Origin of the sequence: Pseudoalteromonas sp. R3 (assembly GCF_004014715.1) — a bacterium.
Lineage (GTDB): Bacteria > Pseudomonadota > Gammaproteobacteria > Enterobacterales > Alteromonadaceae > Pseudoalteromonas.
Map to the genome: position 1 here is coordinate 3,042,311 of NZ_CP034835.1, position 25,650 is coordinate 3,067,960.

Genomic DNA, 25,650 nt, shown 5'->3' on the forward strand with positions numbered 1-25,650 from the left:
CTACTGCTTCTCCGCCAGAATACGCTGTACGGGCTTAAAACTGGTTCGGTGGTGCGGTGTGACACCATGTTCACTCAGCGCTGCAAAATGCGCTTTCGTTGGATAGCCTTTGTGCGCTGCAAAACCATATTGTGGATACTGCTTATCCAGATCCAGCATTTCCTGATCGCGCGTCACCTTGGCCAGTATAGACGCGGCACTGATCTCTGCAACCAGGCTATCGCCTTTAACGATAGCCTGCGCTGGCACACTCAACTCAGGTAGACGATTACCATCGACAAATACAAATTGCGCTTTCACCGCTAAGCCTTCTACGGCGCGCGTCATAGCCAGCATGGTGGCATGAAGGATATTTAGCTCATCAATCTCACTGACCGTGGCACGAGCCACATGATAGCAAAGTGCTTTTTGCTTTATCTCTTGCGCCAGTAACAAGCGCTTTTTCTCGGTGAGTTTTTTAGAGTCCGTCAGACCTTCTATCGGATTGGCTGGGTCCAGGATCACAGCTGCCGTAACCACATCACCAACTAACGGGCCTCGACCCACTTCGTCTACGCCTGCAATAAACTGCACATCAGGACGTTCAATTTGCATCAATTAACTCCACTACAGCCAGTGCCGCCTGTTTACTGGCGTCACGGCGAATACTCTGGTGAATATCATAAAATCTTTGGATCAGGGCTGAGTTGTCTCCTTTCAGCAAAGGTAGCAATGCATCCGTGAGTGCATCAGGATTACAATCCTGTTGTAAAAACTCTTCAACCAAGGCTTCGTCTGCTAACAGGTTGGGCAACGAAAAATGCTTGATGTTGAAGGTAAAAAAGGTATTAAAAATCCAGTAGCTTAAAGGCTTAAGCTTGTATCCTACCACCATGGGCTTTTTATAGAGCATGGCTTCGAGCGTGGCAGTTCCTGACGCCAGCAAAACGGCAGTGGCCGCAGTCATGGCCAGGGAAGACTGACCATCCAGCAGAATCGTTCTCAGCTCGGGCGCTACCTGAGCCTGAATGGCCTGGAACTGAGCTTTGCGCTTTTCATTTACCAAAGGGACAAGAATTTTTAAGTTAGGAATTTTATCTGCCAAAGCTTTCGCGGTCAGTAAATAGGTTTCACTGAGCTGGCTGACTTCGGAGCCCCGGCTGCCAGGCAACAAAGCCAGCACTATATCAGAGTCTTTGAGGCCCAGTTGCGCACGTGCTGCTGCGACATCCACATCCAAAGGAATTTCATCCGCCAGGGTATGGCCGACGAAGGTACAGGGCACGTCATGTTTGTCATAAAATGCTTTTTCGAAAGGCAGCAGAGACAACACCAGGTTGGTCGCTTCAGCGATTTTGAAAATGCGCTTTTGTCGCCATGCCCAGACGGACGGGCTCACATATTGCACGGTTTTAATGCCGGCCGCTTTTAATGGTTTTTCTACGCGTAAGTTAAAATCGGGTGCATCAATACCAATGTAAATATCAGGCTTATGAGCGATAAACTGCTCCACCAGTTGCTTGCGGATCTTCAGCAAGCGCGGCAAACGTCCCAGTACTTCTACCAGGCCCATCACAGCCAGCTCTTCCATATCGAATAAGGTTTCACACCCTGCATCCAGCATTTTTGGACCGGCAATACCGATAAATCGTGCATTTGGGTAATGTTCGCGCAGGGCATGAATTAGCCCGGCACCTAGAATGTCACCAGAGAGCTCGCCGGCAACAATCCCTATCGTAATTTGTTTTTCGTTGGCCATGTGATTCTTTTAGAATAAAAAAACGCCATACAGGCTGTATGGCGTTAGTATATCAGATACAGATATGCGATGTAGAAAGGTTATCGGTCGTTATATAAATTTAACGAACCAAGCCTCTTTCTGAGGTCGCAATAAAATCGATCATTTGCTGGACACCAGCAAACTTGGCAGCATCCTCACGCATGACTTCCAATGCCTCGTCAAGCTTAAGGCCTTTGCGGAATAAAGTCTTGTACGCTCGGCGAATCGCCATGATCTCATCCGACTCATACCCTCGGCGCTTTAACCCTTCGGTGTTAATCGCGGCAGGTCGGGCTGGAGTACCTGTAGTTGTAACAAATGGCGGCACATCCTGATTCACGCCGCTGTACATGCCAACAAAAGCATGTGCGCCGATTTTACAAAACTGATGTACACCGGAGTTACCGGCCAGGATAACAAAGTCGCCCACATGAACATGCCCTGCCACGCTGGCGTTGTTAGCAAAAATCACGTTGTTACCGATGACAGCATCATGCGCAACATGAGTGTATGCCATAAACAAGTTATTGCTGCCAATTTGGGTAATGCCTTTATCTTGGATTGTGCCCCTATGGATAGTGGCACACTCACGGATAATATTATTATCACCAATCACGAGTTTCGTTGGTTCATCCTTGTACTTTTTATCTTGGCAGGCTTCGCCCACTGATGCGAACTGAAATATATGGTTACCTGAACCAATCACGCTGGGTCCTTTAATCACCACGTGAGATTCAATTTTACAGTTGTCTCCGATAACAACATCGTTGCCGATATAACTATAGGGACCAACCGAAACGTTCTCGCCCAGCTGAGCACCTGACTCAATAATTGCAGTAGGATGGATCACGCTTAAAACTCTCTTCTTGCACACATTATCTCAGCGCTACATACGACCTTACCGTCGACCTTGGCAACACCAGAAAATTTCCAAATATTGCGACGCTCTTTGACAAATTCAACGTGTAAATGCATGGTGTCACCAGGCACAACAGGTTGCTTGAAGCGCGCGTTATCTATTGCTGCAAACAAGTATAGTTCATTATCGCCGCGGTTCTCGACTGTCTTAAAGCCCAGAAGGCCAGTCGCCTGAGCCAGTGCTTCTAAAATCATCACGCCAGGGAAGATTGGCTGATCAGGGAAATGACCGGTAAAGATAGGCTCATTGGCAGTCACATTTTTAACTGCGTGTAAGTATTCACCTGGTTTGTGGTCAATGACCTTGTCTACCAGCAGCATCGGGTAGCGATGTGGCAGTAGCTTGAGGATTTCTTGAATATCGAAGCTATTTAATTCGTTGGCCAAAATAACATCCTTTAGTTATCAGTATGTTTAAGCTGTTCAGTGAGGCTTTCCAGCGCTTTAAGTCGCGCTTTAAAATCAGAAAGATTGCGTAGGTGAGCGATATTTTTACGCCACTCTTTATTGGTAGTGTGTGGCATACCCGATGAGTAAATCCCCGGCTCGGAGATCCCTTTGGTCACCATACTCATGCCTGTAATGACCACTCCGTCACACACTTCGTTGTGACCGTTGACGGCCACCATACCACCAATCTGGCAGTATTTACCGATCTTCACGCTACCGGCCATCACACTACAACCAGCAATGGCTGTGCCGTAGCCAATCTCAACATTGTGTGCAATTTGAATTTGATTATCCAGGATCACGTTATCGTGGATCACAGTATCATCTAGCGCACCACGGTCTATAGTCGTGCTCGCACCAACTTCTACGCGATTACCGATAATGACGCTACCAAGCTGAGGAATTTTAACCCACTCTCCCCCTTCGTTGGCGTAACCAAAGCCATCGCTACCGATCACAGCACCAGACTGGAACAAGCATGATTCACCAATAACGACTTCGTGATAAATGGTGACATTGGCCCACAACTTAGTTTTTGCACCTATGCGGGTATGCTTACCGACAAAGCAACCAGGGCCAATTTGTACGTCATCGCCGAGCTCAACACCTGCCTCGATGACGGCATTTGCGCCAATGCTGACATTTTGCCCTAGCTTCACGGATGCATCTACCGATGCTCGCTCATGAATACCTTGTGCGGCATTTGGGGTGGTATCCATATATTGTGCAAGCTTAGCATAGGCAACATAAGGGTTATCACAGATAAGCTTGTTACCAGAGAAGTGCTCTGCTTCACTCGGCGAGAGTATCACTGCACCTGCTTGCGTAGATGCAAGTTGGCTGCGGTACTTCTTGTTCGCAAGGAACCCTATGTCCCTGTCACCTGCATTCAGCAAGGTGGCGATTTTCTCAATTGGCTGAGCTGGATCGCCTTGTAAATCGGCGCCCAGAGCTTCAGCCAACTGCGACAAAGTGTAGTGTTTGGTCATTACTTTTTACTGACTACTTCAACAATTTTATCAGACAGGTCAGAAACTTTATCAGGGTTGAAGTAAATTGTCGTATCTTTTACTCGAACTTCGTCATATTTTCCTTTTTTGGCAACTTCTTCAATGGCATCAACGATCAGTTTCTGAACTTTTGCCAGCTCCTGGTTTTGACGCACTTTGATTTCTTGCTCAAGAGGACGACCTTTTTTAGCCAGCTCTTGCTGCATGCCCTGAATCTTTTCGCGCAATGCTGCTTGCTGGTCTTCACTCATTGTCGCGCTTTCACGCTTGAATTTTTCAGCTTCGAAACGAATGTCACCCTGTAGTTTTTCTAATTCTTGGCGACGTTCAGCGAACTCAGCTTGCAAGGTTTTCTCAATTTCTGCCATTTGCGGCAATTTGCCATAAATGCTTTGCATGTCAACCAGGCCAACTTTGTGTGCAAAAGCAGACGCAGACGCACCCATCATGAGTGTTGCCATCAGCGCCATGGCCGAAGTTTTAAATAGGTTTTTCACAATTAGCTCCTTAGAAAGTATTACTTATGTTGAAGCTGATGAAATCTGTTTCATCATCTTCTTCTTTTTTCAGTGGGTAGGCGAAACTGATCAGCATAGGTCCCATAGGCGAGATCCACTGTACAGATAGGCCCGTAGACACTCGGAATCGACTTGGATCAGAGTAGTCTGACAGTGTTTTATAAACATCTGGTGACAAGTTAGTGTAACGATCGGCGTCAAACTCTGTGTCCCAAACGTTGGCAGCATCAATAAAGAAGCTGGTGCGCACTGAACTGGTGTTTTCCTCATCCATAAAAGGAGTCGGAACAATCATTTCTATACCTGCCAGCGCTTTTGCGTTACCACCGATACGCCCCCCCTCTATGAGGTTATCAAATTGCGGATCGCCACCAATTGAGCCCGTTACGGTGCCATCTGGTAGTGGTGTGCCACCGATAGAGGTGGGTACACGTTGCAACGCGCGTGGCAAAATGGTGTTGCGGTCAAAGCCGCGCAATTCCATTTCGGTGATACGGTAGAATTCCTGGAATGGCAATGTTTGTTCAAAGCCGTTAACTTCTCCGTAGCCATTACCATAGGCAAGTCCCGCGCGAGCAGAGAAGACCCAACGGTGGTCATTACTGACTGGCCAATAGAAACGTGAGTCGTAGTTGACTTTAAAGAAATTCAGGTCTGAATTAGGCGTGGTGATCCTGAAGGTGGCATTCTGACGTGAACCATCTGTCGGGAACATACCCCGGTTCACTGTGATACGAGACCAGCCTACACTTAGCTCATACTTGGTAAAGTCAAACCCTGCATCCGGATTATCGGGATCGGCAAAGGCAAGACGCATTACGCGCGACTGCTCGTAATCAGGAATACGATCCAGCTCTTCTTCAATCCAGCGAACACCGAAATTAATTCGGTTAACGGCATCGATTGGAAAACCAAAATTAGTTCCGAGGCCATAGTTGGTTTGGTCGTAGTCAATCAGACCCAGCTTACTACCATCAAAGTCGCTGTAAAAAATACTACTTCCCTGAGATACACCATCCGGCGTGAAATAAGGATCTGTATAAGATACCGTGTAACGCTTAGAACCACGACCCGTATTAATGTTAAATGCCAGCTGATTACCGGTGCCGAGGAAGTTAGATTCACTCACCCCAACGTTGAACTGTAAACCGCCGTATGAACCATAGGCAACACCTGCCTGGAAGCTGCCTGCAGGCTGTTCTTTTACTTTGAAATCGACATCGACCTGGTCGTCAATACCCGGGATTGGTTTAACTTCAAAGTCGACACTTTCCATATAAGGCAAACGCTGGATCTGAAGCTTTGAGCGCTCCAGGCTTTGGTTAGACAACCAAGCACCTTCGAGCTGAGTCATCTCACGACGCACCACATGATCAGCAGTAACCTGGTTACCATTGACAGCAATACGACGCACATAGACACGTTTACCTGGGTCTACGGCCAGCGTCAGCTTAACTTCTTTGTTTTCGTCATCGATATCAGGAACGGTGCGCACTTCAGCATTGGCATATCCAAACCGTGCCAGATAGCTTTTGATGAATTCTTCAGTCGCCGTTACGATTGAACCATTGTAAAGCTCGCCAGTTTTCAGTGGCACAACACTGCGGATCAGCTCTTCACGACCTAACAAGTCACCAATGAATTCGAAATCTTTAACCATGTACTGCTCACCTTCAGTCAGGTTTGCTGTGACATAGACAGACTCGCGTTCAGGGCTGACAGAAACCTGAGTTGAATCTATGTTGAATCGTAAATAGCCGCGGTCTAAATAGTAACTGCGGATCTTCTCAAGGTCGCCTTCAATAGTTTGCTTCTGATAACGGTCGCTCGACAGGAATTGCCACCAGGGTAAGTCTTGTTGCGACTCGGCCAGCTTTAACAGTTCTTCATCAGAAAAGAGTTCATTACCTACCAGGTTGATTTGCCTGACCGATGCCGCATCACCTTCTTTGAATTCCAACTTCAGCCTTACCCGATTTCGAGGCAGCTCAACAATGCTCGTCTCAATTTTGGCGTTGTATTTACCGATACTGTGGAAAAACTCGATCAAACCTTTCTCAACGCTGTCAATAACGGTTCTGTCGAGGGTCTCACCGGCACGAATATTTTGCTGATCTAAGCTTTCTTGTAGCTGTTCATCTTTGATGTCTTTATTGCCATCAAACTCTATAGAGGCGATCGTGGGACGCTCTTTGACCTTGAAAATAACCTGGTTACCATCACGGAATGCGGAAATATCATCAAAGTGACCGGACGCAAATAACGCCTTAATCGTCTTAGACACAGTGTAATCGTCAATTTGATCACCAACGTTGATGGGAATGTGCGTTAACGCAGCGCCCAGCGCAACGCGCTGCAGGCCTTCAACTTTCAAATCTTCTACGATAAAGGAGTTTTGCCCAAGAGCAGCAAAGCTCGCGCCCAGTAAACTCGTTACAGCTAAATGTTTTTTTATAGGCATTTTATTATCTTTATCCTTTACAGCTTACGGCGAACAGTGCGCCTCAATTGCTATCGCACCTAACGGCCTAAAGCCTCGATACATCGTTAAGTAGTGCAAAACAAGTTAGCGCCAGGAGCACAACCGCACCCACCTTGTAGCCTAACTCTTGTGTCTTTTCAGAGACCGGTTTTTTGCGAATAAGTTCAATAAAGTAATACATTAAGTGCCCGCCATCTAAGACCGGCAGGGGTAAAAGGTTGAAAACCCCTAGGTTCACACTAATTAAGGCCAAAAAGCCTAAAAACGCGACAAACCCATAACTCACACTATTTCCGGCACCAACAGCAATGCCAACCGGACCGCTGAGATTCTTGACCGATACCTGGCCGGTCAATAAATTACCAATCATCTCAAAACTGAGCGCCGTCAAATCATAGGTCTTTTTAACGCCCAGCACGATACTATCGAATACCCCGTATTGTCTAGTTTCAATGTAGCCTTCGGGCCAGGGTTCAAGCACAGGGACAACCCCTAAATAGCCTGTAAGCACCCCAGCGCTGTCTTCGCGTCCCTGTGGTGTTGGGTAAAGGTCTATCTCCTCTCCTGCACGCTGTACAACCAAATGACTGCGCTTTTGTGCTGAGGTCTGTACTAGCTGGACAAACTGTTCCCAGGAGTCTAGTGATTCATTGTTGTAGCGCAGCAATTTATCGCCAACTTCCAATCCACCAGCCTCTGCAGCTGAACCTTTAGCAACCTGAGCGATTTCCAGTTTCAGATTGGGGCGATAGGGTTCGATCCCAACAGATGTCAGGGGTGGTACATCTTGCTCGTCCAGTCGCCACTGGCGGGTATCGAGTTGACGCAGTGCAAGTTGACCCTTGCTGTCCTGCACTTTGAGTATCACCTCTGATTCGCCTAAACCACTCATCAGGGCAAATGTTACTTCCTGCCATGACTGAACCAGCTGCTCATCAACACTTATGATGCGGTCTCCGGATTGTACCTGCGCCAGCTCGGCAATGCTGTTTGTCGTTACGCCTCCGACAATGGGCTTAGCATTTTGCACCCCAACCATGTACATCAGAGCGAGTGCGAAAATAGCAAAAATAAAGTTTGCGAGTGGTCCCGCTGCTGAAATTGCGATTCTGGAAAGGACGGGTTTGTTATTGAAAGACAAGTGCTGCTCTGATGCTTCAACCTCATCCACTCGTTCATCTAACATGCGAACGTATCCACCCAGAGGAATCGCAGCTATCACATATTCAGTGCCGAGTTTGTCGTGCCAACGTACTAAGGGCTTTCCGAATCCGATAGAAAAGCGAAGTACCTTGACGCCAGCTTTTCTGGCAACCCAAAAATGGCCATATTCATGTACAGCCACTAAGATCCCCAGTGCGACGATGAAAGAACCCAGGTTCCAGAAAAATTCCAACATAACAACTCCTACTTAGTGATCAATTCCCTGGCAATTCTGCGCGCCTGCGCATCCTGTGCCATAATCGCGTCCACAGAGTGTAATGGTTCCTGATGGCAGCGTTCAAGCACTTCGGCATTGATGCGATAAATATCGCAAAAGCCAATTTGCTCATTCAAAAAAGCAGCAACCGCTATTTCATTCGCTGCGTTCAACGTGGTTGTTGCTGACTGACCACTGCGACAGGCATCAATTGCCAGTTTTAAATTGGGATAGCGATTGAAATCGGGCTTAGTGAAGGTGAAATCAACAATATCTGAAAAATCGAGTGGTTTAACACCCGCTTCGATTCGCTCTGGGTAGGCCAGACCATAAGCAATCGGAGTGCGCATATCAGGTTGCCCCATCTGTGCGATAACAGAACCGTCAATGTACTGCACCATAGAGTGGATCATACTTTGCGGGTGGATCACCACCTCTATGTCATCCGCCTGGCAATGAAAAAGCCACTTTGCTTCAACAAATTCAAGGCCCTTGTTCATCATGGTCGCGGAATCAACTGAGATTTTCTGCCCCATTGACCAGTTAGGATGTGCAACCGCTTCTGCAACGGTAACATCAGCCAGCGTGTCAATTGCGCGGTTGAGGAAAGGGCCCCCAGAGCCGGTAAGGAGGATTTTTTTGATCCCCTGGGTATCGAGTTGATTACTCTGGCCATTTTGAACTGCTGTGGGCAGGCACTGAAAAATGGCATTGTGCTCGCTATCTATGGGTAGCAAAGTCGCTCCGTGGCGCTTCACTTTATCCATAAATAATTGACCAGACATCACTAACGATTCTTTATTGGCCAGCAGGACTTTCTTGCCCTGCTCCACCGCTGCCAGCGTAGGCAATAAACCGGCTGCGCCGACGATAGCCGACATCACAATATCAACGTCAGGGTGGGCTGCCATATCACACATTGCCTGAGTGCCGCTGAGGACTTCTGTTGACTGAGCGCTCAGTGCTTCATTTACCTGTCTGGCTGCCTCTTCGGTGCGCATTACGACGTAACGAGGTTGATACTGAAGGGCCTGCTCAATAACCAGCGATACATTGCTGCCAGCTACCAGTGCAAAAACCTGATAATGCGTGCTGTTTCTGCCTACGACATCAAGCGTGGATGTACCAATTGAGCCGGTAGACCCTAAGATAACCAGGTTTTGTTTATCACTCATAGTGTTACCGTCCAGGCATACAGCAAAGCGAAAATCGGCGCAGCGGCTGTCAGGCTATCTATACGGTCCAAAATACCACCGTGACCCGGTAAACATTTACCTGAGTCCTTTAAGCCTGCTTCGCGCTTAAACATACTTTCGAGTAGATCGCCAATGGCTGAGAATAGAGCAATGATCACAGTCAGACCTGCGTATAACAACCATTGATGACTCGCCACATCGCTGCAGTAGCAGAAGATAATGACAAATATGACAGAGGTAAGCAGACCTCCAACTAATCCCTCAATGGTTTTATTGGGGCTGACATTGGGCATCAACTTATGCTTACCAAAGTTCTTACCTGCGAAATAGGCGCCTATATCTGCACTCCAGACAATACCCAGCACCACCATAATCAGTACAGAACCATACTGCTGCGCCTGATGATACTCAGCGCTACGCAGTACATTGAGAGCCAGCCAAAGCGGGATCAGGGTCAGAAAGCCTGCGATGGTGCGCATAATCATGCCTTCGTTCCACGCTTTGGCCATACGCGGGTAGTTCATCACAAGGACCGTTGCTACCAACCACCAGGCTGCAGCAAGCGTGAAGACATAGTTTGCATCTGCGACTAAACGCCCTTGTTGCCATAATTCAGTGATAGGCCAGTGTACGTGAAGCCCCCCAGTACCGCCGCCATTATAAGGACATAAATACCTTTGTGGAGCCGGTTAGTCAGGCCAATGAACGCCGCCCATTCCCAGGCGCCCATCAAAATAATGGCGCCGGCAATCACGCTAAACAGATTTAGTGGTGTGAAAAACACCAATAGTAAGGCCAGTGGCGCCAGCACCACCGACGTCATAACACGTTGTTTTAACAAACTTTATACCTTCAACTTGTTGTTTTACGCTCGGCGAGTAATTGTTTTATTTGTTCGCCGGTACAACCGAAACGTCGCTCTCTGGAAACGTAGCAGGCAAGCGCCTCTGAAAACGCTTCTTCATTAAAATCTGGCCATAGCGTTTCGGTAAAATAGAGTTCAGCATACGCAGCTTGCCACAGTAAGAAATTACTGATGCGATAATCTCCACCCGTTCTGATCAGTAGATCCAGTGGGCTTTGGTCCGCCATGGTAAGCTGTGATGATAGCGCTTCTTCCGTAATGTCGGTTGGCTGAATCTCACCACTGGCCACTCGCTGCGCAAGGGACTGGGTCGCTTGCACTATATCCCAACGGCCACCATAGTTTGCTGCGATATTTAGCTTTAAACCCGTGTTGCTTTCGGTTAACTGCTCTGCATCAGCGACTTTTTGCTGTAACCCGGCTGGGAAGCGCGAGATGTCACCTATGATGGACAGTTTCACATTATTCTTATGGAGCTTTTTAACTTCTTTACTCAAAACAAACAGGAATAATTCCATCAAAGTACTGACTTCGTCTTCAGGACGACGCCAGTTTTCGCTACTAAAGGCGAACAACGTCAATGACTCTATCCCTAGCTTAGAGCAAAACTGCACAGCACTGCGAACTGAATCGACCCCTTTCTTGTGTCCAAATGCACGGGGGCGTTTGCGCGCCTGAGCCCAGCGACCATTTCCATCCATAATGATGGCAACATGTTTGGGCAGAGATTGCTGTGAAATTGCGTCAGCGGTTAAAATCATAATGCCTATTTAAGTAAAAAAAAACGCCGTCTAGTATACCTTAGACGGCGCTGCAAACCTAATAAATTTGTGGCTGCTTAGATTTCCATCAGCTCTGCTTCTTTCGCGCTCAGCTGGGTGTCCATCTCTTTGATAAACTTATCAGTTAGCTTCTGGATCTCGTCTTCTGCCTGACGTGCTTCGTCCTCAGAAATCTCTTTGTCTTTAAGTAAAGACTTAACGTCACCATTTGCATCACGGCGGATATTGCGTACCGCCACACGGCCACCTTCAACTTCGCCACGTACGATCTTGATAAGGTCCTTACGACGCTCTTCAGTCAATGGAGGAAGTGGAACACGGATAACTGTACCAGCAGACATAGGATTCAGACCTAAATCAGACGCCATAATCGCTTTTTCTACCGCTTGTGCCAGAGACTTGTCGAATACGCTGATAGCCAGAGTACGAGAGTCTTCTACCGTCACGTTAGCAACCTGGTTCAGAGGCGTATCAGCACCGTAGTAAGATACTGAAATACCGTCAAGTAATGCCGGGTGTGCACGGCCAGTACGGATTTTAGACAGCTGGCTTGCCAGCGCAGCTACACTTTTTGTCATGCGCTCTTGCGCATCTTTTTTAATATCATCAATCACAGTGCTATCCTATTCTTTACTGTATTAATCGGACTCAGCTGGCGAGTTTAATTACTGTTTTGCCAAGGCTATTAGCCTAAGCCCTTACTCCGCAGCTGGTTGTGTACTGATTAAAGTGCCTTCTTCTTCACCCATGATAACACGCTTTAGCGCGCCTGGTTTGTTCATGTTGAATACGCTTAAAGGCATGTTGTGGTCACGAGCCAGGGTAAATGCCGCCAGGTCCATAACCTTTAATTCTCTTTCAATCACTTCATTGTAAGTCAGGTGACGATGTAGTTCTGCGTCCGGATTTTTCACCGGATCATCACTAAATACGCCATCGACTTTAGTGGCCTTGATCACAGTGTCCGCTTCAATTTCGATACCGCGCAGACAAGCTGCTGAATCTGTCGTGAAGAACGGATTACCAGTACCCGCTGAGAAGATCACGACGCGACCTGATTTCAGCAAGCTGATTGCTTCTGCCCAGTTGTATGCATCACATACACCATTGAGTGGAATAGCAGACATCAGACGGGCATTCACAAATGCACGATGCAGAGCATCACGCATTGCCAGACCATTCATCACAGTTGCCAGCATACCCATGTGGTCACCCACTACGCGGTTCATACCCGCTTCGGCCAAAGAGCCGCCACGTAAGAAGTTACCGCCGCCGATAACCAAACCCACTTCTACGTCGAGTTCTACAAGTTCTTTTATTTCTTGGGCCATACGATCCAATACTTTAGGATCGATTCCAAAGCCTTCATCTCCCATCAAAGCTTCGCCGCTAAGTTTAAGAAGAACGCGTCTAAAAACAGGTTTTCGATTGATAGTCATAATTTCCGGGCCAAATTAAAAGTGAGATACAAAATAACCGCGCTTATGCTACACATAAATGCGCGGTTATTTTAGAGAATTTTGTGCAGTGACGCAAAAGCAAATCTCATCTCGAGGGGGCTTTTGCATCACTTAATCACCTAAGCGTGATTATTCGCCTTTCGCAGCTGCGATTTGAGCAGCAACTTCAGCAGCGAAGTCTTCTTCTTTCTTCTCGATACCTTCACCAACTTCAAGGCGAATGAATGAAGAAACAGAAGCACCTTTCTCTTTCAGGTACTCGCCAACAGACTTCTTAGGCTCCATGATGAACGCTTGACCAGTAAGAGAGATCTCACCAGTGAACTTCTTCATGCGGCCAACAACCATTTTCTCAGCGATTTCAGCAGGCTTGCCTTCGTTCATAGCGATTTCAACCTGAACCGCTTTTTCTTTCTCTACAACCTCAGCAGGTACGTCTTCTGGGTTTAGGTAGTCAGGCTTAGAAGCAGCAACGTGCATTGCAACGTGCTTCAGAGTCTCTTCGTCAGCGTCACCAGTTACAACAACACCGATACGGTCGCCGTGACGGTATGCAGAGATGTTTTCGCCATCGATGTACTCAACGCGACGAACGTTGATGTTTTCACCGATTTTAGCAACTAGTGCAACACGAGTCTCTTCGAACTTAGCTTTCAAAGTTTCGATGTCTGTTTTCGCTTCAGCAGCAGCGTCAAGAACAGTGTTTGCAAAACCTAGGAAGTTTTCGTCTTTAGCAACGAAGTCAGTTTGACAGTTAACTTCAAGAAGTGCAGCGAAACCTTCACCTTGCTTGATAAGGATTGTACCTTCAGCAGCAATGTTACCAGCTTTTTTAGCCGCTTTAGCAGCACCGCTCTTGCGCATGTTTTCGATAGCTAGATCGATGTCACCGTTAGTTTCAGTTAGTGCTTTTTTACAATCCATCATGCCAGCGCCAGTGCGCTCGCGAAGTTCTTTAACTAGGGCAGCAGTTACAGCCATTAGAATATCCTCAATTCTGAATTCGGTTTTTTGATAAGCGAATTACCGCTTGTAAAGAATATCAAGTCTTCGGAAAAATAAGATGAAGACTTGATGACAGCTTAGTGCGTTACAACCGGCCACCCGCACACCTGTGTTGCCAGTGGCACGGTTTGTAATCTATTACTCAGCTTCTACGAAGTCGTCGCTTTCAGCTTGAGCAACGATGTTGCTTTCACGACCTTCTGTGATAGCTGTCGCAACAGCACCAGTGTAAAGCTGGATAGCGCGGATCGCGTCATCGTTACCTGGGATGATGAAGTCAACGCCATCTGGGTTAGAGTTAGTATCAACAACAGATACTACTGGAATGCCCAGGTTGTTTGCTTCACGGATAGCGATGTGCTCGTGGTCAGCATCGATGATGAAGATAGCGTCTGGAAGACCGCCCATATCTTTGATACCACCAAGGCTCTTCTCAAGCTTTTCCATTTCACGAGTTTTCATCAAAGCTTCTTTTTTAGTCAGCTTCTCGAAAGTACCGTCTTGGCTTTGAGTCTCAAGGTCTTTAAGACGCTTGATTGATTGACGAACTGTTTTCCAGTTAGTCAACATACCACCTAACCAACGGTGATTTACGTAGAACTGCTCGCTTTGAATAGCTGCTTCTTTAACTGCTTCGCTTGCAGCGCGCTTAGTACCTACGAAAAGGATTTTACCTTTGTTAGATGCAACGTTCGAAAGGAACTTAAGTGCATCGTTGAACATAGGAACAGTCTTTTCCAGGTTGATGATATGTACACGGTTACGAGCGCCGAAGATGAAAGGCTTCATCTTAGGGTTCCAGTAACGAGCCTGGTGACCGAAGTGAACACCAGCTTGAAGCATATCGCGCATTGAAACGTTTGCCATTTGTATTTTCCTCTAATTTATTTAGGGTTAGGCCTCCACATATCCCATAACACCAACAGGTTAGGTAGTCCGGTTACCCGGTAATTTGTCCCAAACCTGCACCCAAGTGTATGTGCCGATATGTGTGTGTGTTAAAATTAAATTTCGTGTTGCCTTCGTTACAAACAACCTGATAGCCGAACCGGCTGAAAGATTTATTTGTAAAAAGACGGCGCGCTTTATACCATATAAAAGAAATTAACTCAACGTTTGGGCTAAAAATCGTTCATAAACTAGCCTGATGTTGTTGCGTCGAAACTATGACTTGGAGTCTCAATGAGTGCAGTGATCAAAACCCCTGAAGAAATCGAAAAAATGCGTGTTGCCGGTAAGTTAGCCGCTGAAGTATTAGAAATGATTGAACCTTATGTCAAACCAGGGGTGACGACCGATGAGCTGAATACCATTTGTCATAATTATATTGTGGATGTACAGCAGGCAGTGCCCGCACCACTTAATTACCACGGTTTCCCTAAGTCTATTTGTACCTCTGTGAATCACGTCATTTGTCATGGTATTCCAAACGACAAACCGCTCAAAGAGGGCGACATCATCAACATTGATGTCACAGTCATTAAAGATGGTTACCACGGCGATACTTCAAAGATGTTCTTTGTTGGTACGCCAAGTATTCAGGGTAAACGTTTGAGCGAAGTCACCCAGGAAGCTTTGTATATCGGTATTCGCATGGTAAAACCGGGCGTACGCATTGGTGACATCGGCGCTGCTATCCAAAAATATGCGGAAGGATTTAACTACTCTATCGTGCGCGAATATTGCGGCCACGGTATTGGTGCAGAGTTTCACGAAGAACCGCAAATCGTGCACTACGGCAAACCAGGAACCGGTGAAGCCCTGCAAGCCGGTATGTGCCTGACCATTGAACCTATGGTCAATGCCGGTAAACGTCATTGTAAACTGCTTAAAGACGACTGGACTGTAGTAACGAAAGATCGCAGCCTGTCCGCCCAGTGGGAGCATACTCTGCTGGTAACAGAAACTGGCGTCGAAGTCCTGACGCTGCGTAGCGACGACACCATTGAGCGGGTAATCGAGCACAAAGCATAATTGATACCAATTTCACTTAATACCTGTTCAATTTGACGGAGTAAATATAACGCTAACGGTGTTAAAAACTTCTCATTTAGAGCAACTAAATAGCTAAATTTTTGCCTGGTTATCGACTATATTTTCTCGCCTCAAAATAGAACACTTAATTAAGCAAATTGTTATGAACTCAAAAACGCCACCAGCCGGTGGCGTCTTGCTTAGCTGACATGTATGCTGCCTTTTCATCCATTTAAGCGCCCTACCCCTATCACTTCCTCGCATTTTTTTGCCACTTAGTGTAAAACTGAGCTGTGAGTTTTGCGCGTAACATAGGGAGCCCAGGTGGCACTACCAAATAAAGTAAAAACGCTTCTCGACGAAGCGCAAACCTTGAATGACTACAAAAACTGCCAGGCCTATTTTTATAAATGGCTAAACAATCAGTTTTCCAAACAACCAGTCCGGCAGCTGATCAATGCCCGAGCTGAGTTTATAGACAGGCTGCTGATCAAGCTCTACTCCGACACCGGGTTGGCTCAATTTCCCGACCTCGCCCTCATTGGCGTAGGTGGATACGGCCGCGGCGAGCTGCACCCGTATTCAGACATCGATTTTCTATTGCTCTGTAAAGTAGAGCCAGGACCCGAGCTAACAGAATCATTAGAGTCTTTTATGACTTTACTCTGGGATCTGAATCTGGATATTGGCCACAGTGTGAGAACCCACGAGCAGGTGCTGGAGCAAAAGCGTGAAGACGTGCACTTTACCACCAGCTTACTGGAAAGCCGTTTGATTTGCGGTAATCACGTGGAATTTGAGCGGCTGAAGAGCCATATTGTTGAAACGCCCATCTGGCAATCCGATGAGTTCTTCATCGCCAAGGTTAAAGAGCAGCGCCTGCGACGCAAAAAGTGCCATGGCACCGCTTATAACCTGGAACCAAATATCAAAGAGAACCCCGGAGGCCTGCGCGACCTTCAGACCATCTTCTGGGTGGCTAAAAAACACTTCCACGCTGAAACCCTGGAAGAGCTTATCAGCCACGGTTATCTGACTCATGAAGAATATCAGGAACTGCTGGAATGTCTGGAAAATCTCTGGAACATCCGTTTTGCACTACATCTGGCCGCCGGGCGCAGCGAGAACCGTCTGCTATTTGATTATCAGCCCCATGCAGCTGAACTGTTAGGGTTTGGCTCCGAAGGGAAAGCTTCCGTTGAACGAATGATGAAACGCCTGTTCCGGATCATGAGCCGGGTGCGGGAAATGAATCAAATGTTGCTGTCCTATTTTGAGCAAAGCATTTTACCGGACCAAAGCGAACCGACCGTAGTGCCACTCGACAACCACTTTGAACGTGTTGGCAAAAAAATTCGGGTCAAGAACCCTTCGGTATTCTTTCGTCGGGAAAATCTGATCTTATTGTTTGAGCACATTGCCGATCATCCTGAGATAACCGACATCGACCCCAGCACCATCCGTACGGTGCGCCAGGTTAGACGTCGTTTGCTCGGTGACTTACAGGATTATGCAGCGTGTCGCGACGCGTTTATGCGCCTGCTGAAGCACCCCAATGGCATGGGCCGTGCATTTACCCTGATGCACAAGCACGGGATCATTGCCGCTTATTTGCCACAGTGGCGCAATATCTTTGGTCAAATGCAATTTGACTTGTTCCACGCCTATACCGTGGATGAGCACACCCATAAGTTGATCAATAATATTTATCGTTACTTCAGCCATGAGCATCAAGGCGAGTTTCCGCTGTGCTCTGAAATTGTTACTCGCATGGACAAGCCCGAGTTATTGTATTTGGCCGGGATTTTCCATGACATTGCCAAAGGCCGTGGCGGAGACCATTCAGAGCTGGGGGCCGTAGATGCCTCAGCCTTTGCACGCATGCACGGCTTTTCTTCGTCCGACAGCAAACTGGTTGCCTGGCTGGTCGAAAATCACTTGCTGATGTCAGTCACCGCGCAAAGAAAGGACATCAATGACCCGGATGTGATCAACGAATTTGCTTCTCGCATCAAAAACGAGCGCCAGCTTGATTACCTCTACTGCCTGACCGTTGCCGATATTCGTGCCACCAATGACAACCTGTGGAACGACTGGAAAAATACGCTATTACGTGAGCTCTACTTACTCACCCAACGTGCTCTGCGACTTGGGCTTGAAAACCCTATGGATATGCGAGATCAGATCCGCGACAAGAAGCAGCAAGCCAAACAACGGCTTATCAACAAAGAGTACCGCGAAGACCTGATTGATATGATCTGGGCGCGCTTTAAAGCCAACTACTTTACCGCGTTTAGCGAACAGCAAATTTCCTGGCATACAGAGTACCTGCTCAGCCGTGATGATTTGAGCCTGCCTTGTGTGGTGGTCTCAGAACAACCTATGCACGGCGGCACTCAGGTATTTGTCTATGCGCCATACGAAGCCAGCTTGTTTGCCAAACTGGTGGCTGTAATTGGCTCCAAAAAAGCCCAGATCCAGCATGCGCAGGTCCTGACCACCAAAGATGGTTACGTGGTCTTTAGTTTTGTCATTCTGGAGGTTGATGGTCGGCCTATCAGCGGTGGACGAGCCAAAACTCTGCGTCGCGGCTTAGAAGTGATCCTGACCGATCCGAAGAAGAAGATTCGGCTCAAGAAAAATCGCTCACAACGTTTTAAAGACTTCAATATTAAACCTAAGGTTGTGGTCCGCCCCCACGCCCGCAGTGACCGTAACCTGATAGAGATCCAGGCAGTGGATATTCCCGGTTTGTTGACTAAAATAGCCGAGGTATTTCAATTGCATTCACTGCATATTCACGCCGCACGTATTACCACTGTGGGCGAACGCGCGGAGGATTTCTTTGTGGTCTCTGACAAAGATTATCAACGTCTCAGTGAAGATGCCAAGGCATCGTTACATCGTTCACTGATGAAAAAACTCAATGCAGAATCTGAATAAATGAGGACACTATGTCGGATTTAAAAACCATTATTGAACAAGCCTGGGAACAACGCGATACCATCACGCCAAGTGATGTGTCTCCTCAGGTTAAAAATGCCATTATTGACGCCCTGGCCATGCTGGACTCGGGCTCAGCTCGCGTTGCCGAGAAAATCAGCGGCGAATGGGTTGTACACCAGTGGCTAAAAAAGGCGGTTCTGCTGTCATTTCGTATCCGCGATAATCAGCCTCTGCATGATGGCGTCAACCAGTTCTATGATAAAGTGCCGCTTAAGTTCAGCGACTATACACCTGAGCAATTTCAGCAAGGTGGTATGCGTGTCGTACCTAACGCCGTTGCACGTCAGGGCAGCTTTGTTGGCAAAAACGTGGTTCTGATGCCCTCTTATGTCAATATTGGTGCCTATGTTGACGAAGGCACTATGGTTGATACCTGGGCTACCGTTGGCTCTTGTGCACAGATTGGTAAAAACGTACACCTGTCAGGCGGTGTGGGCATTGGCGGTGTGCTGGAGCCATTGCAAGCCAACCCAACCATCATTGAAGACAACTGCTTTATCGGCGCCCGCTCCGAGATTGTTGAGGGTGTGATTGTTGAAGAAGGTGCTGTCATTTCTATGGGTGTGTATATTTCACAAAGCACCCGTATTTACGACCGCGAAACCGGTGAGATCCACTACGGTCGTGTACCAGCCGGTGCGGTTGTAGTACCAGGCTCTCTACCTAGCAAAGACGGCACACATAGCCTGTATGCCGCCATTATCGTGAAGAAAGTTGACCAACAAACACGAGAGAAAGTGGGTATTAACGCCCTGCTTCGTTCTGTTCAGGATTAATAAGCTTTCAACTCATAGCCCGGTACAGTAACCGGGCTATATATTTCTCACCTCAAAACTCCCATTTAACACCAAACGATGGAATAACGGGCAACCAGTGACCCCGCTCTTCTTTTTTAAGCAGCTGTCCCTGATCATTGACGTTATAGCTGGTACGCTCGATACAACATTCATTGTCAAAGTTCAGTAAATTAGACACTTCAAAAAATACAGTTAACTCGCTGTTTGATAAAGGATAGATTTTGTGGATCCGGACATCAACCCGTTTATAGTTACCCAGTTTAAGCTGGTTTCGCTCATTCAGACTACGCTGAACTTCTAACTGCCCCCCAGCAGTTTTCACCAAAGAGCCAGATTCTCCGGTAATAGGCCACCCAGAGTGAAAATACAGCAACCCACTAAGCTGCCAGCCATTATCGAACTCATAGTTGCTTGCCAGTTTCACAGAATGCCTCTGATCCCAGCTACGCGGATACCAGTGCCCGTTGATATTGTCTTGTGCATTAGACCAGCTATAACTTGCCTGCCACTGCCATTGGGGCGAGATACTGTGCCGCAAGCTAAGCTCAACGCCCTTAACTTTAGCAGACTGAGGCGCGACCTGATATCTGTCTGCCTGACCTTCGGGCAAGAACGCATAAATATCAAAGGCATTTTCGTACCATGGCCGAAGATCAGAAAGTTTTTTCAGATACGCCTCGGCGCGCCACTGGAAACCCGGGCTTAATTCCCCCTGATACGACAAAATCATATGCCGGGCTTTTTCGACACCGTGAAACTTTGTCGCACCGTCAGCCACTTGCAGACCAAGAATATCCTCTGGCTGATAGTAATCACCGGCGCTCAAGGACACCCGGTGACCTTCTGCAAATTGATACAAAAGCGCAACTCTGGGGCTCCATTGCCTTTTGGTGAATCCATAGTAATCTTGCTGATCCCAGCGTAAGCCCAGCTCAGCGAACCAGGCGTCAGAGAGCCGCCAGCGGTCGCTGACATAGGCACCAAACACATTGCCGGATGCGGTTAACCGGGTCTTCCGGTAGCGGTAGTCCTCACCATCATAATTGAGCCGATACCAGGCTTCCATCCGGTAGTCATATTCTGCATCCAGATATTTAGCGTCAAAACCTGACTCCAGGTAATGATCTTCGCTAAGATGCCACTGCCAGTCTTGCTTCAGGGAGTAGGCATAAAAAAACTTATTATCATCCAGAGTAAGCCAGATTTCCCTGGGTCATACTGACCACCATTTCGGTCTTCCTCTACTTTGGCCACTGACAATAAGGTCTGGCTACTCAAGTCTGCGTGCCAGTCTGAATTCAGTGTTGTCCAAAAATAAACGCTACTGTACTGACCGCTCACCTTTTCCTGAACCTGATACTCTTTGACCCCATCCCATTCTTGAAAGGTATCATCAAGTATTTCATCGTCCCAGGCATACAGGAAATGACCCGACAGAGAATGTCTATCCGACAGGTTGTAGCTCGCTTTCACAAATAGATCGGCATAGATTGGTTCGAATTTATTAGACTCATCTTCAACCGCTTCAAGCACCAAGTCCAGATAGCCGCGTCGAGCCGACACCATCCAAGTGCCACGTTCGTTTGCAAATGTGCCTTGTGAGCCAACTCTGGCATTGATAAAGCTGACCCCCAAACTGTTTTTTTGCTCAGCGATATCATAAATACTATCAATGGCCATAACGCCACTCATTTTGTTACCATAGCGCGCCGTAAATCCGCCACTGGAAAACTCCAATGCCCCCACATTATCGGTGTCTACTATGCTGAAAGCACTGTTAAAGCTCTTCATATGGAATGGCCGATAAAGCGGCTGCCCATCCAGCAAGACAAGTACTTCATCCGAGTGACCACCACGAACAAAGAAATTAGCAGAATAATCTCCTGCTGCCACACCCGGTAAACTTGGCATGAGACGAAAAATATCGTCGGCAATATGGGGCATGACTTCTATGTGTTCTTTCGACAGAAAGTGTACCTTTTGCTCAGCAGCAAGCGTGTACTGACTGCCACTAACTGTTATACGCTCCAGATCCGTGTCCGGTGAACTGGCGCAGACCATAGCGGTGTTCAACGCACCATATAAAGCGGCTACTCGAGGTAAATTGGGTAAAGTCATATTAACCCCCCGTGGCGCATTGACTGGACATGCACCTCTACCTCAGATTCATGATAAACATGTCCAATGTAAGAGCAGTGCTGACGATAGTGAACATGGGAGGGTGTGTACTGAGCGAACCTCAGGTGCCGATATAGCGACTGGTGAAACAGCCCCAGCTGAATGGGTACTTGTCTTGTCATTGTTGTTTTCTCCATTGAAATAACAATGACATCCTGTCGCGACAACTGACCTAAGTCGTCCTGTTCGACAGATCAGGACACATTTTCAGTGAGCCGTTTATGCTGTTTTCGGTATTCTCCCGGGGTTACTCCGGTATATCGTTTAAACGCCCCGTAAAACGCAGAGCGCGAATTAAAACCGCTGTCCAGCGACACATCCAGAACACTCCTGTTCGGATGCGCAAGCAGCTGTGTCTGAGCATAGGCAACTCTGAGCTGATTAATAAAATCGAAAAAACTGACATTCTTACTTTGGTTGATTGCCTGAGATACATGATGCCGTGAATGCCCACTCGCACAAGCCAAATCATGCAGTGTCAGATCAGGGTTTAAAAAGAGTTTTTCTTCCTGAACCTGATGTTCAATAAGCTTACAAAGCTCTGCCGCCAGTGATTCAGAAAGTGCCGAATTAACGTACTTGTCCGCTTCGGGTTTATCTGTCTCAAGATATTGATTACTTTGGATAAAAATCTCAGGTTGACGCAGACCACAATAGCTCATCAAATAGAACACAATCACAACGCCCAGCTCGGAGAAAAAGAATACCCGTTCACCTACCAACCAGTCGTAATGACAACCTACACCGCTGCCATAATCAATGCAGGCCATGGCATTCACTTCAATGGCTTCGTCGAGAAACCATAAGCCATACAGCGATCCTAGCATCAGCAGCAATCGCCTCAGCCAGTTCAGATTAATCAGCTCTAGTGAAGAAAAATTATTTTCTGAGATTATCTGATAGGTGTTAAGTCGACGCCACGACAAAACCAGATAAATTGCTACCTGGATCATAGCCCCAAAAATAAATACATTTTCGTACGAGTCCAGATACCAAGCGGGTAAATCCGGCGCATACATATCTCCATACAAAAACTGCCATTTACTCTGCGCATCAAGTAAATAAAAAGGCACTGCGCACAGCACAGCGGTGAAGAATGGCAGCAGATGTGTGCGTACAAAAGGAAGATAGGCTGGCGAAGTTAACCTGCGTACATAGTAGTAAAAACAAGGCGCCAATAAAAACGTAACAGGCTCCTGCAAGCCTATCAAATGAGGGACATAATAAAACGCGCCACTTTCATCGAGCAAAATAAAGAACAGCAGCGCAACAAAGCACTGAATACACAGGGCAAGCATTCGGTTAGCATCATTCGCTGTATTTTTACGGATGAGCTCATAACTGAGATACAAGCCATGCAGGCAACCTAAAGATAATATGACCAGTGTAAACATCTTGATTTATCCACATCAAAGCAAAAGCCCGTTGCGAGCCTTTAGCTTGTGGCTTTATTGTTAAATATTTTCACATAGTGTGTTCCCTTATTAGCGAAAATGCAAGGCACCATGTAAAGTGCCATCTCGTCATAACATGGATGAGAAAATGGCACTGCGTTATCAAAACTGGCTTTGCGGTGATTCCAGTATGAGGCAGGAACTCTAGATTAAGTGGGTACCTTTTCCAATGTGTTAATGCTGATATGAGGCCAACGGATCAGTTCCCCCGGTCTGTCTTTACGATTGAAGAAATCCAAGATCACGGTTTGGGAATACTGTAGCCAGAGCTTTGGATTTCCATTTGAGTCGGTCTCTGTCAGCTCATAGATCCAGAATGTAGAGTGCATCTCTGCCGCATTTGCCTGACGAGTAACGAATGGAATATTATTTACAGACCCCGAAGCCGCGGTTGTACGCACTTCGAGCTTGGTCGTATTGCGTACCTTGCCATCTCTGAGCAAAGGCGCAATCGCCTTTTGTAACAGTGCATTTGCCTGAGTTGGGTCAAACAATCCTTCAAACGGGTGGTCCCTGAAGTGCTTATAAGGGGCAAGATAGGGACTTGTATCAATATCCCCGCTACACCAATAGGTAATCCGTTTAGTGCCGGTATTTCGAACCCTGAATGAGATTTTGCACTCTTACCCAATGCGATCACCGCATCGCCGTGAGGAATACTGGACAAACGGGCAATATCCAGCTCATCGGTCAATTGATCTCGCATATGCAGCCATAACCCCAGCTCATGGTGGATAGCCAGCCCAGGCTTGCCTGCCAGGCCTGAGTGAGGAAAATCATCCGCCGCAATCTGGTTGATGATTTGAGTATAGTCGAGGGTGGCAACCGATTGGTCATCGGGAATGCCTCTGTTTGGTACGCCTTTATCAACCAGATTGAAAGTCAGAGTTTCATCATACTGGTTCATCAACAAACGATAATCCAGATCTCCCGCTGCAAAAGGCAAGGCGATCATGTTCCAGCCGTGCCCCTGGAGGTTACCTATATTTTGCCAGCTGCCGGGCAGATGACATAACGGGCCCAGCTCTGAGTCTTGTTGCTCTCCGATAATAATTTTACGTTGGTTCTGATCAAATCCCAACTGTGATTTAGGTGACGACATAAAAAGCTCCTTGTACTTGCTTGGTTGCGCCCAAGTCGCTGACAACCCAATAGTGACAGGCGCGTGACAGGATGGGACTGCAAGCAGGAAGCCTTTGAGTTTGTCCGGAACTACAGTGGTTAACAGACAGCCGAAATCAACCAAAGACGCTAAAGGATCCTTGCTCCCTCAGCAAAGCTAGTACAGGAATGGAGATTAGACGAATAAAAAGTAAAAACAGGGCACGAGCGTGCCCCGACAACACGATATGTTAGCTTAGGGGAACCTGACTGACAGAATGCCATCAGAGGTTTAGTAGGTTAGGCCGACTGCTTTTCGTCGACTAAATCGCTTTGTGCCCCTTGCTCCAGCAAACTCATAAAGTTTGGCTGGCCAAAAATCATCATAATATCCAGTAATTGACAGGCTGACAGATCTGATTTACCGCATTCCCAGTTGGAGATAGTGGCCTGATCAACAGGTGTAACAAGCTTCTTACCTAACTCTGCCTGAGTTAAGTTCATTTCTCTGCGCAGGCGACGGATCGCAGTTTGAATTTGCTTTCTGGCTGCTATTGTGTGTGCTTTACGCACAGATTCATTTCTTCTAACAGTAGTCATAACATATCCGCTTATTATCAATCACAGTGTATTACGCACCCAGACATAGAGTTTCAGCCTTTGGCGAGTAAGCCCCTTAACACAGGTCTTGAGTTTCACACTTAGCTGGTTTTGTTGTCGTTAAAGTGCTTATTTTTCGTCCCGGTTAGACATTTGACTAAGAGTCATGTAGTCTGAACGGGTCAGGTGGATAAATAATTAACCGGATTGGGTCATATGTCAAATACTTTTGCTACAAGATTAAAACAGTTACGTATCAACTTGGGGTATTCTCAGGTTGGCTTTTCAGAAATACTGGATATTCCTACTGCTTCGTACCGAAAGTATGAAAAAGATGTTAGAGAACCTACCCTGTCTGTAGTCAGCAAGTTCTTTTTGCACCCGGCGACCAAAGACAGTGCCCTGTGGTTATTAACCGGTGAGCAACAGACCCAGCACTTAGCACCGCAAGCCAAGACGCAGCCACCTTTGGTATTCCAGACTGACATGGAGCAGAGCCTGATCAACAGTATTGCCAGTTCACTTGAGTTTATTGCGCATATGAAGTGGTTTACACCTGGTACACAAGCCGGTTATCAGGACTATGGGCATATTATCCTGCGTGACCTGAAACCTTTACTTTTGCAAGACAATGCCGCGCAGAGTGAAAAAAGACGAGCCTAGTATGATTCGTCT

Annotated in this window: 23 protein-coding genes and 1 pseudogene; 4 read left to right on the forward strand and 20 right to left on the reverse strand. The window is 47.1% G+C overall.

The features are described 5' to 3' along the window. The 15 genes and pseudogenes from rnhB to rpsB form a co-directional block, all read right to left on the reverse strand. Positions 1 to 594: a ribonuclease HII gene (gene rnhB, locus ELR70_RS18375; protein WP_054015676.1), complete on the reverse strand. Its 594-nt coding sequence runs from the start codon at positions 592 to 594 to the stop codon at positions 1 to 3. Then, complete coding sequence (lpxB, locus tag ELR70_RS18380; protein WP_054015675.1) at positions 584 to 1,738, reverse strand: lipid-A-disaccharide synthase; 1,155 nt, start codon at positions 1,736 to 1,738, stop codon at positions 584 to 586. Before lpxB ends, rnhB begins: the two co-directional genes overlap by 11 nt. A 100-nt stretch (positions 1,739 to 1,838) precedes the next feature. Continuing rightward, positions 1,839 to 2,609, reverse strand: coding sequence for an acyl-ACP--UDP-N-acetylglucosamine O-acyltransferase (gene lpxA, locus ELR70_RS18385; RefSeq protein ID WP_054015674.1), 771 nt, complete (start codon positions 2,607 to 2,609; stop codon positions 1,839 to 1,841). Positions 2,610 to 2,611: 2 nt separating this feature from the next. Further along, entirely contained in the window at positions 2,612 to 3,064 is a 453-nt protein-coding gene (gene fabZ, locus ELR70_RS18390; RefSeq protein WP_054015673.1) for a 3-hydroxyacyl-ACP dehydratase FabZ, read from the reverse strand. Between the two features lie 11 nt (positions 3,065 to 3,075). Next, positions 3,076 to 4,116, reverse strand: a complete 1,041-nt coding sequence (gene lpxD, locus ELR70_RS18395) for a UDP-3-O-(3-hydroxymyristoyl)glucosamine N-acyltransferase (protein ID WP_054015672.1) — start codon at positions 4,114 to 4,116, stop codon at positions 3,076 to 3,078. Then, positions 4,116 to 4,634: an OmpH family outer membrane protein gene (locus tag ELR70_RS18400; RefSeq protein ID WP_054015671.1), complete on the reverse strand. Its 519-nt coding sequence runs from the start codon at positions 4,632 to 4,634 to the stop codon at positions 4,116 to 4,118. Before ELR70_RS18400 ends, lpxD begins: the two co-directional genes overlap by 1 nt. A gap of 10 nt (positions 4,635 to 4,644) precedes the next feature. After that, positions 4,645 to 7,116, reverse strand: coding sequence for an outer membrane protein assembly factor BamA (gene bamA, locus ELR70_RS18405; RefSeq protein ID WP_054015670.1), 2,472 nt, complete (start codon positions 7,114 to 7,116; stop codon positions 4,645 to 4,647). A gap of 67 nt (positions 7,117 to 7,183) precedes the next feature. After that, the gene (rseP, locus tag ELR70_RS18410) at positions 7,184 to 8,536 is read right to left on the reverse strand and encodes a sigma E protease regulator RseP (protein ID WP_054015669.1); all 1,353 of its coding nucleotides are present in this window, start codon (positions 8,534 to 8,536) and stop codon (positions 7,184 to 7,186) included. 8 nt (positions 8,537 to 8,544) lie between these two features. Then, positions 8,545 to 9,732: a 1-deoxy-D-xylulose-5-phosphate reductoisomerase gene (gene ispC, locus ELR70_RS18415; protein ID WP_054015668.1), complete on the reverse strand. Its 1,188-nt coding sequence runs from the start codon at positions 9,730 to 9,732 to the stop codon at positions 8,545 to 8,547. After that, a pseudogene (locus tag ELR70_RS18420) lies at positions 9,729 to 10,594 on the reverse strand (phosphatidate cytidylyltransferase). Before ELR70_RS18420 ends, ispC begins: the two are co-directional and overlap by 4 nt. Before the next feature lie 11 nt (positions 10,595 to 10,605). Next, positions 10,606 to 11,379: an isoprenyl transferase gene (locus ELR70_RS18425; protein ID WP_054015666.1), complete on the reverse strand. Its 774-nt coding sequence runs from the start codon at positions 11,377 to 11,379 to the stop codon at positions 10,606 to 10,608. 77 nt (positions 11,380 to 11,456) lie between these two features. Further along, positions 11,457 to 12,014: a ribosome recycling factor gene (gene frr / locus ELR70_RS18430; protein WP_010385751.1), complete on the reverse strand. Its 558-nt coding sequence runs from the start codon at positions 12,012 to 12,014 to the stop codon at positions 11,457 to 11,459. An 84-nt stretch (positions 12,015 to 12,098) separates the two neighbouring features. Beyond that, positions 12,099 to 12,839, reverse strand: a complete 741-nt coding sequence (gene pyrH / locus ELR70_RS18435; RefSeq protein ID WP_010385750.1) for a UMP kinase — start codon at positions 12,837 to 12,839, stop codon at positions 12,099 to 12,101. A gap of 150 nt (positions 12,840 to 12,989) precedes the next feature. After that, complete coding sequence (gene tsf / locus ELR70_RS18440) at positions 12,990 to 13,841, reverse strand: translation elongation factor Ts (protein ID WP_054015665.1); 852 nt, start codon at positions 13,839 to 13,841, stop codon at positions 12,990 to 12,992. Positions 13,842 to 14,003: 162 nt separating this feature from the next. Further along, on the reverse strand, positions 14,004 to 14,732 hold the full coding sequence (gene rpsB / locus ELR70_RS18445) for a 30S ribosomal protein S2 (protein ID WP_049866374.1): 729 nt from the start codon (positions 14,730 to 14,732) through the stop codon (positions 14,004 to 14,006). 315 nt (positions 14,733 to 15,047) lie between these two features. Here rpsB and map point away from each other — a divergent pair, with 315 nt between their 5' ends. The 3 genes from map to dapD all read left to right on the forward strand — a co-directional run bounded on the left by map (position 15,048) and on the right by dapD (position 19,621). Continuing rightward, positions 15,048 to 15,839: a type I methionyl aminopeptidase gene (gene map, locus ELR70_RS18450; protein WP_054015664.1), complete on the forward strand. Its 792-nt coding sequence runs from the start codon at positions 15,048 to 15,050 to the stop codon at positions 15,837 to 15,839. A 324-nt stretch (positions 15,840 to 16,163) separates the two neighbouring features. Continuing rightward, entirely contained in the window at positions 16,164 to 18,782 is a 2,619-nt protein-coding gene (gene glnD / locus ELR70_RS18455) for a [protein-PII] uridylyltransferase (protein ID WP_054015663.1), read from the forward strand. Between the two features lie 11 nt (positions 18,783 to 18,793). Continuing rightward, a complete protein-coding gene (gene dapD / locus ELR70_RS18460; RefSeq protein WP_054015662.1) occupies positions 18,794 to 19,621 on the forward strand; it encodes a 2,3,4,5-tetrahydropyridine-2,6-dicarboxylate N-succinyltransferase in 828 nt (275 codons plus the stop codon). A 52-nt stretch (positions 19,622 to 19,673) separates the two neighbouring features. On the opposite strand, the gene ELR70_RS18465 is transcribed toward dapD, so the two are convergent. From ELR70_RS18465 to ELR70_RS18485, 5 genes are all read right to left on the reverse strand, one after another. After that, positions 19,674 to 20,846: a TonB-dependent receptor gene (locus tag ELR70_RS18465; protein ID WP_128064669.1), complete on the reverse strand. Its 1,173-nt coding sequence runs from the start codon at positions 20,844 to 20,846 to the stop codon at positions 19,674 to 19,676. Further along, positions 20,798 to 21,760 carry a TonB-dependent receptor plug domain-containing protein gene (locus ELR70_RS18470; protein ID WP_128064670.1) on the reverse strand — a complete coding sequence of 321 codons (963 nt, stop codon included), beginning with the start codon at positions 21,758 to 21,760 and terminating at the stop codon, positions 20,798 to 20,800. Before ELR70_RS18470 ends, ELR70_RS18465 begins: the two co-directional genes overlap by 49 nt. 254 nt (positions 21,761 to 22,014) lie before the next feature. Continuing rightward, positions 22,015 to 23,214 (reverse strand): helix-turn-helix transcriptional regulator, encoded by a 1,200-nt coding sequence (locus ELR70_RS18475; RefSeq protein ID WP_054015660.1) that lies wholly within the window; start codon positions 23,212 to 23,214, stop codon positions 22,015 to 22,017. A gap of 430 nt (positions 23,215 to 23,644) precedes the next feature. Continuing rightward, on the reverse strand, positions 23,645 to 24,376 hold the full coding sequence (locus tag ELR70_RS18480; protein WP_241566321.1) for a heme-binding protein: 732 nt from the start codon (positions 24,374 to 24,376) through the stop codon (positions 23,645 to 23,647). A gap of 299 nt (positions 24,377 to 24,675) precedes the next feature. Further along, entirely contained in the window at positions 24,676 to 24,975 is a 300-nt protein-coding gene (locus ELR70_RS18485; RefSeq protein ID WP_082353206.1) for a helix-turn-helix transcriptional regulator, read from the reverse strand. 216 nt (positions 24,976 to 25,191) lie between these two features. Between ELR70_RS18485 and ELR70_RS18490 the strand changes: the two genes are divergently transcribed. Then, positions 25,192 to 25,638, forward strand: a complete 447-nt coding sequence (locus ELR70_RS18490; protein WP_054015657.1) for a helix-turn-helix transcriptional regulator — start codon at positions 25,192 to 25,194, stop codon at positions 25,636 to 25,638. The last annotated feature ends 12 nt before the right edge of the window (positions 25,639 to 25,650 follow it).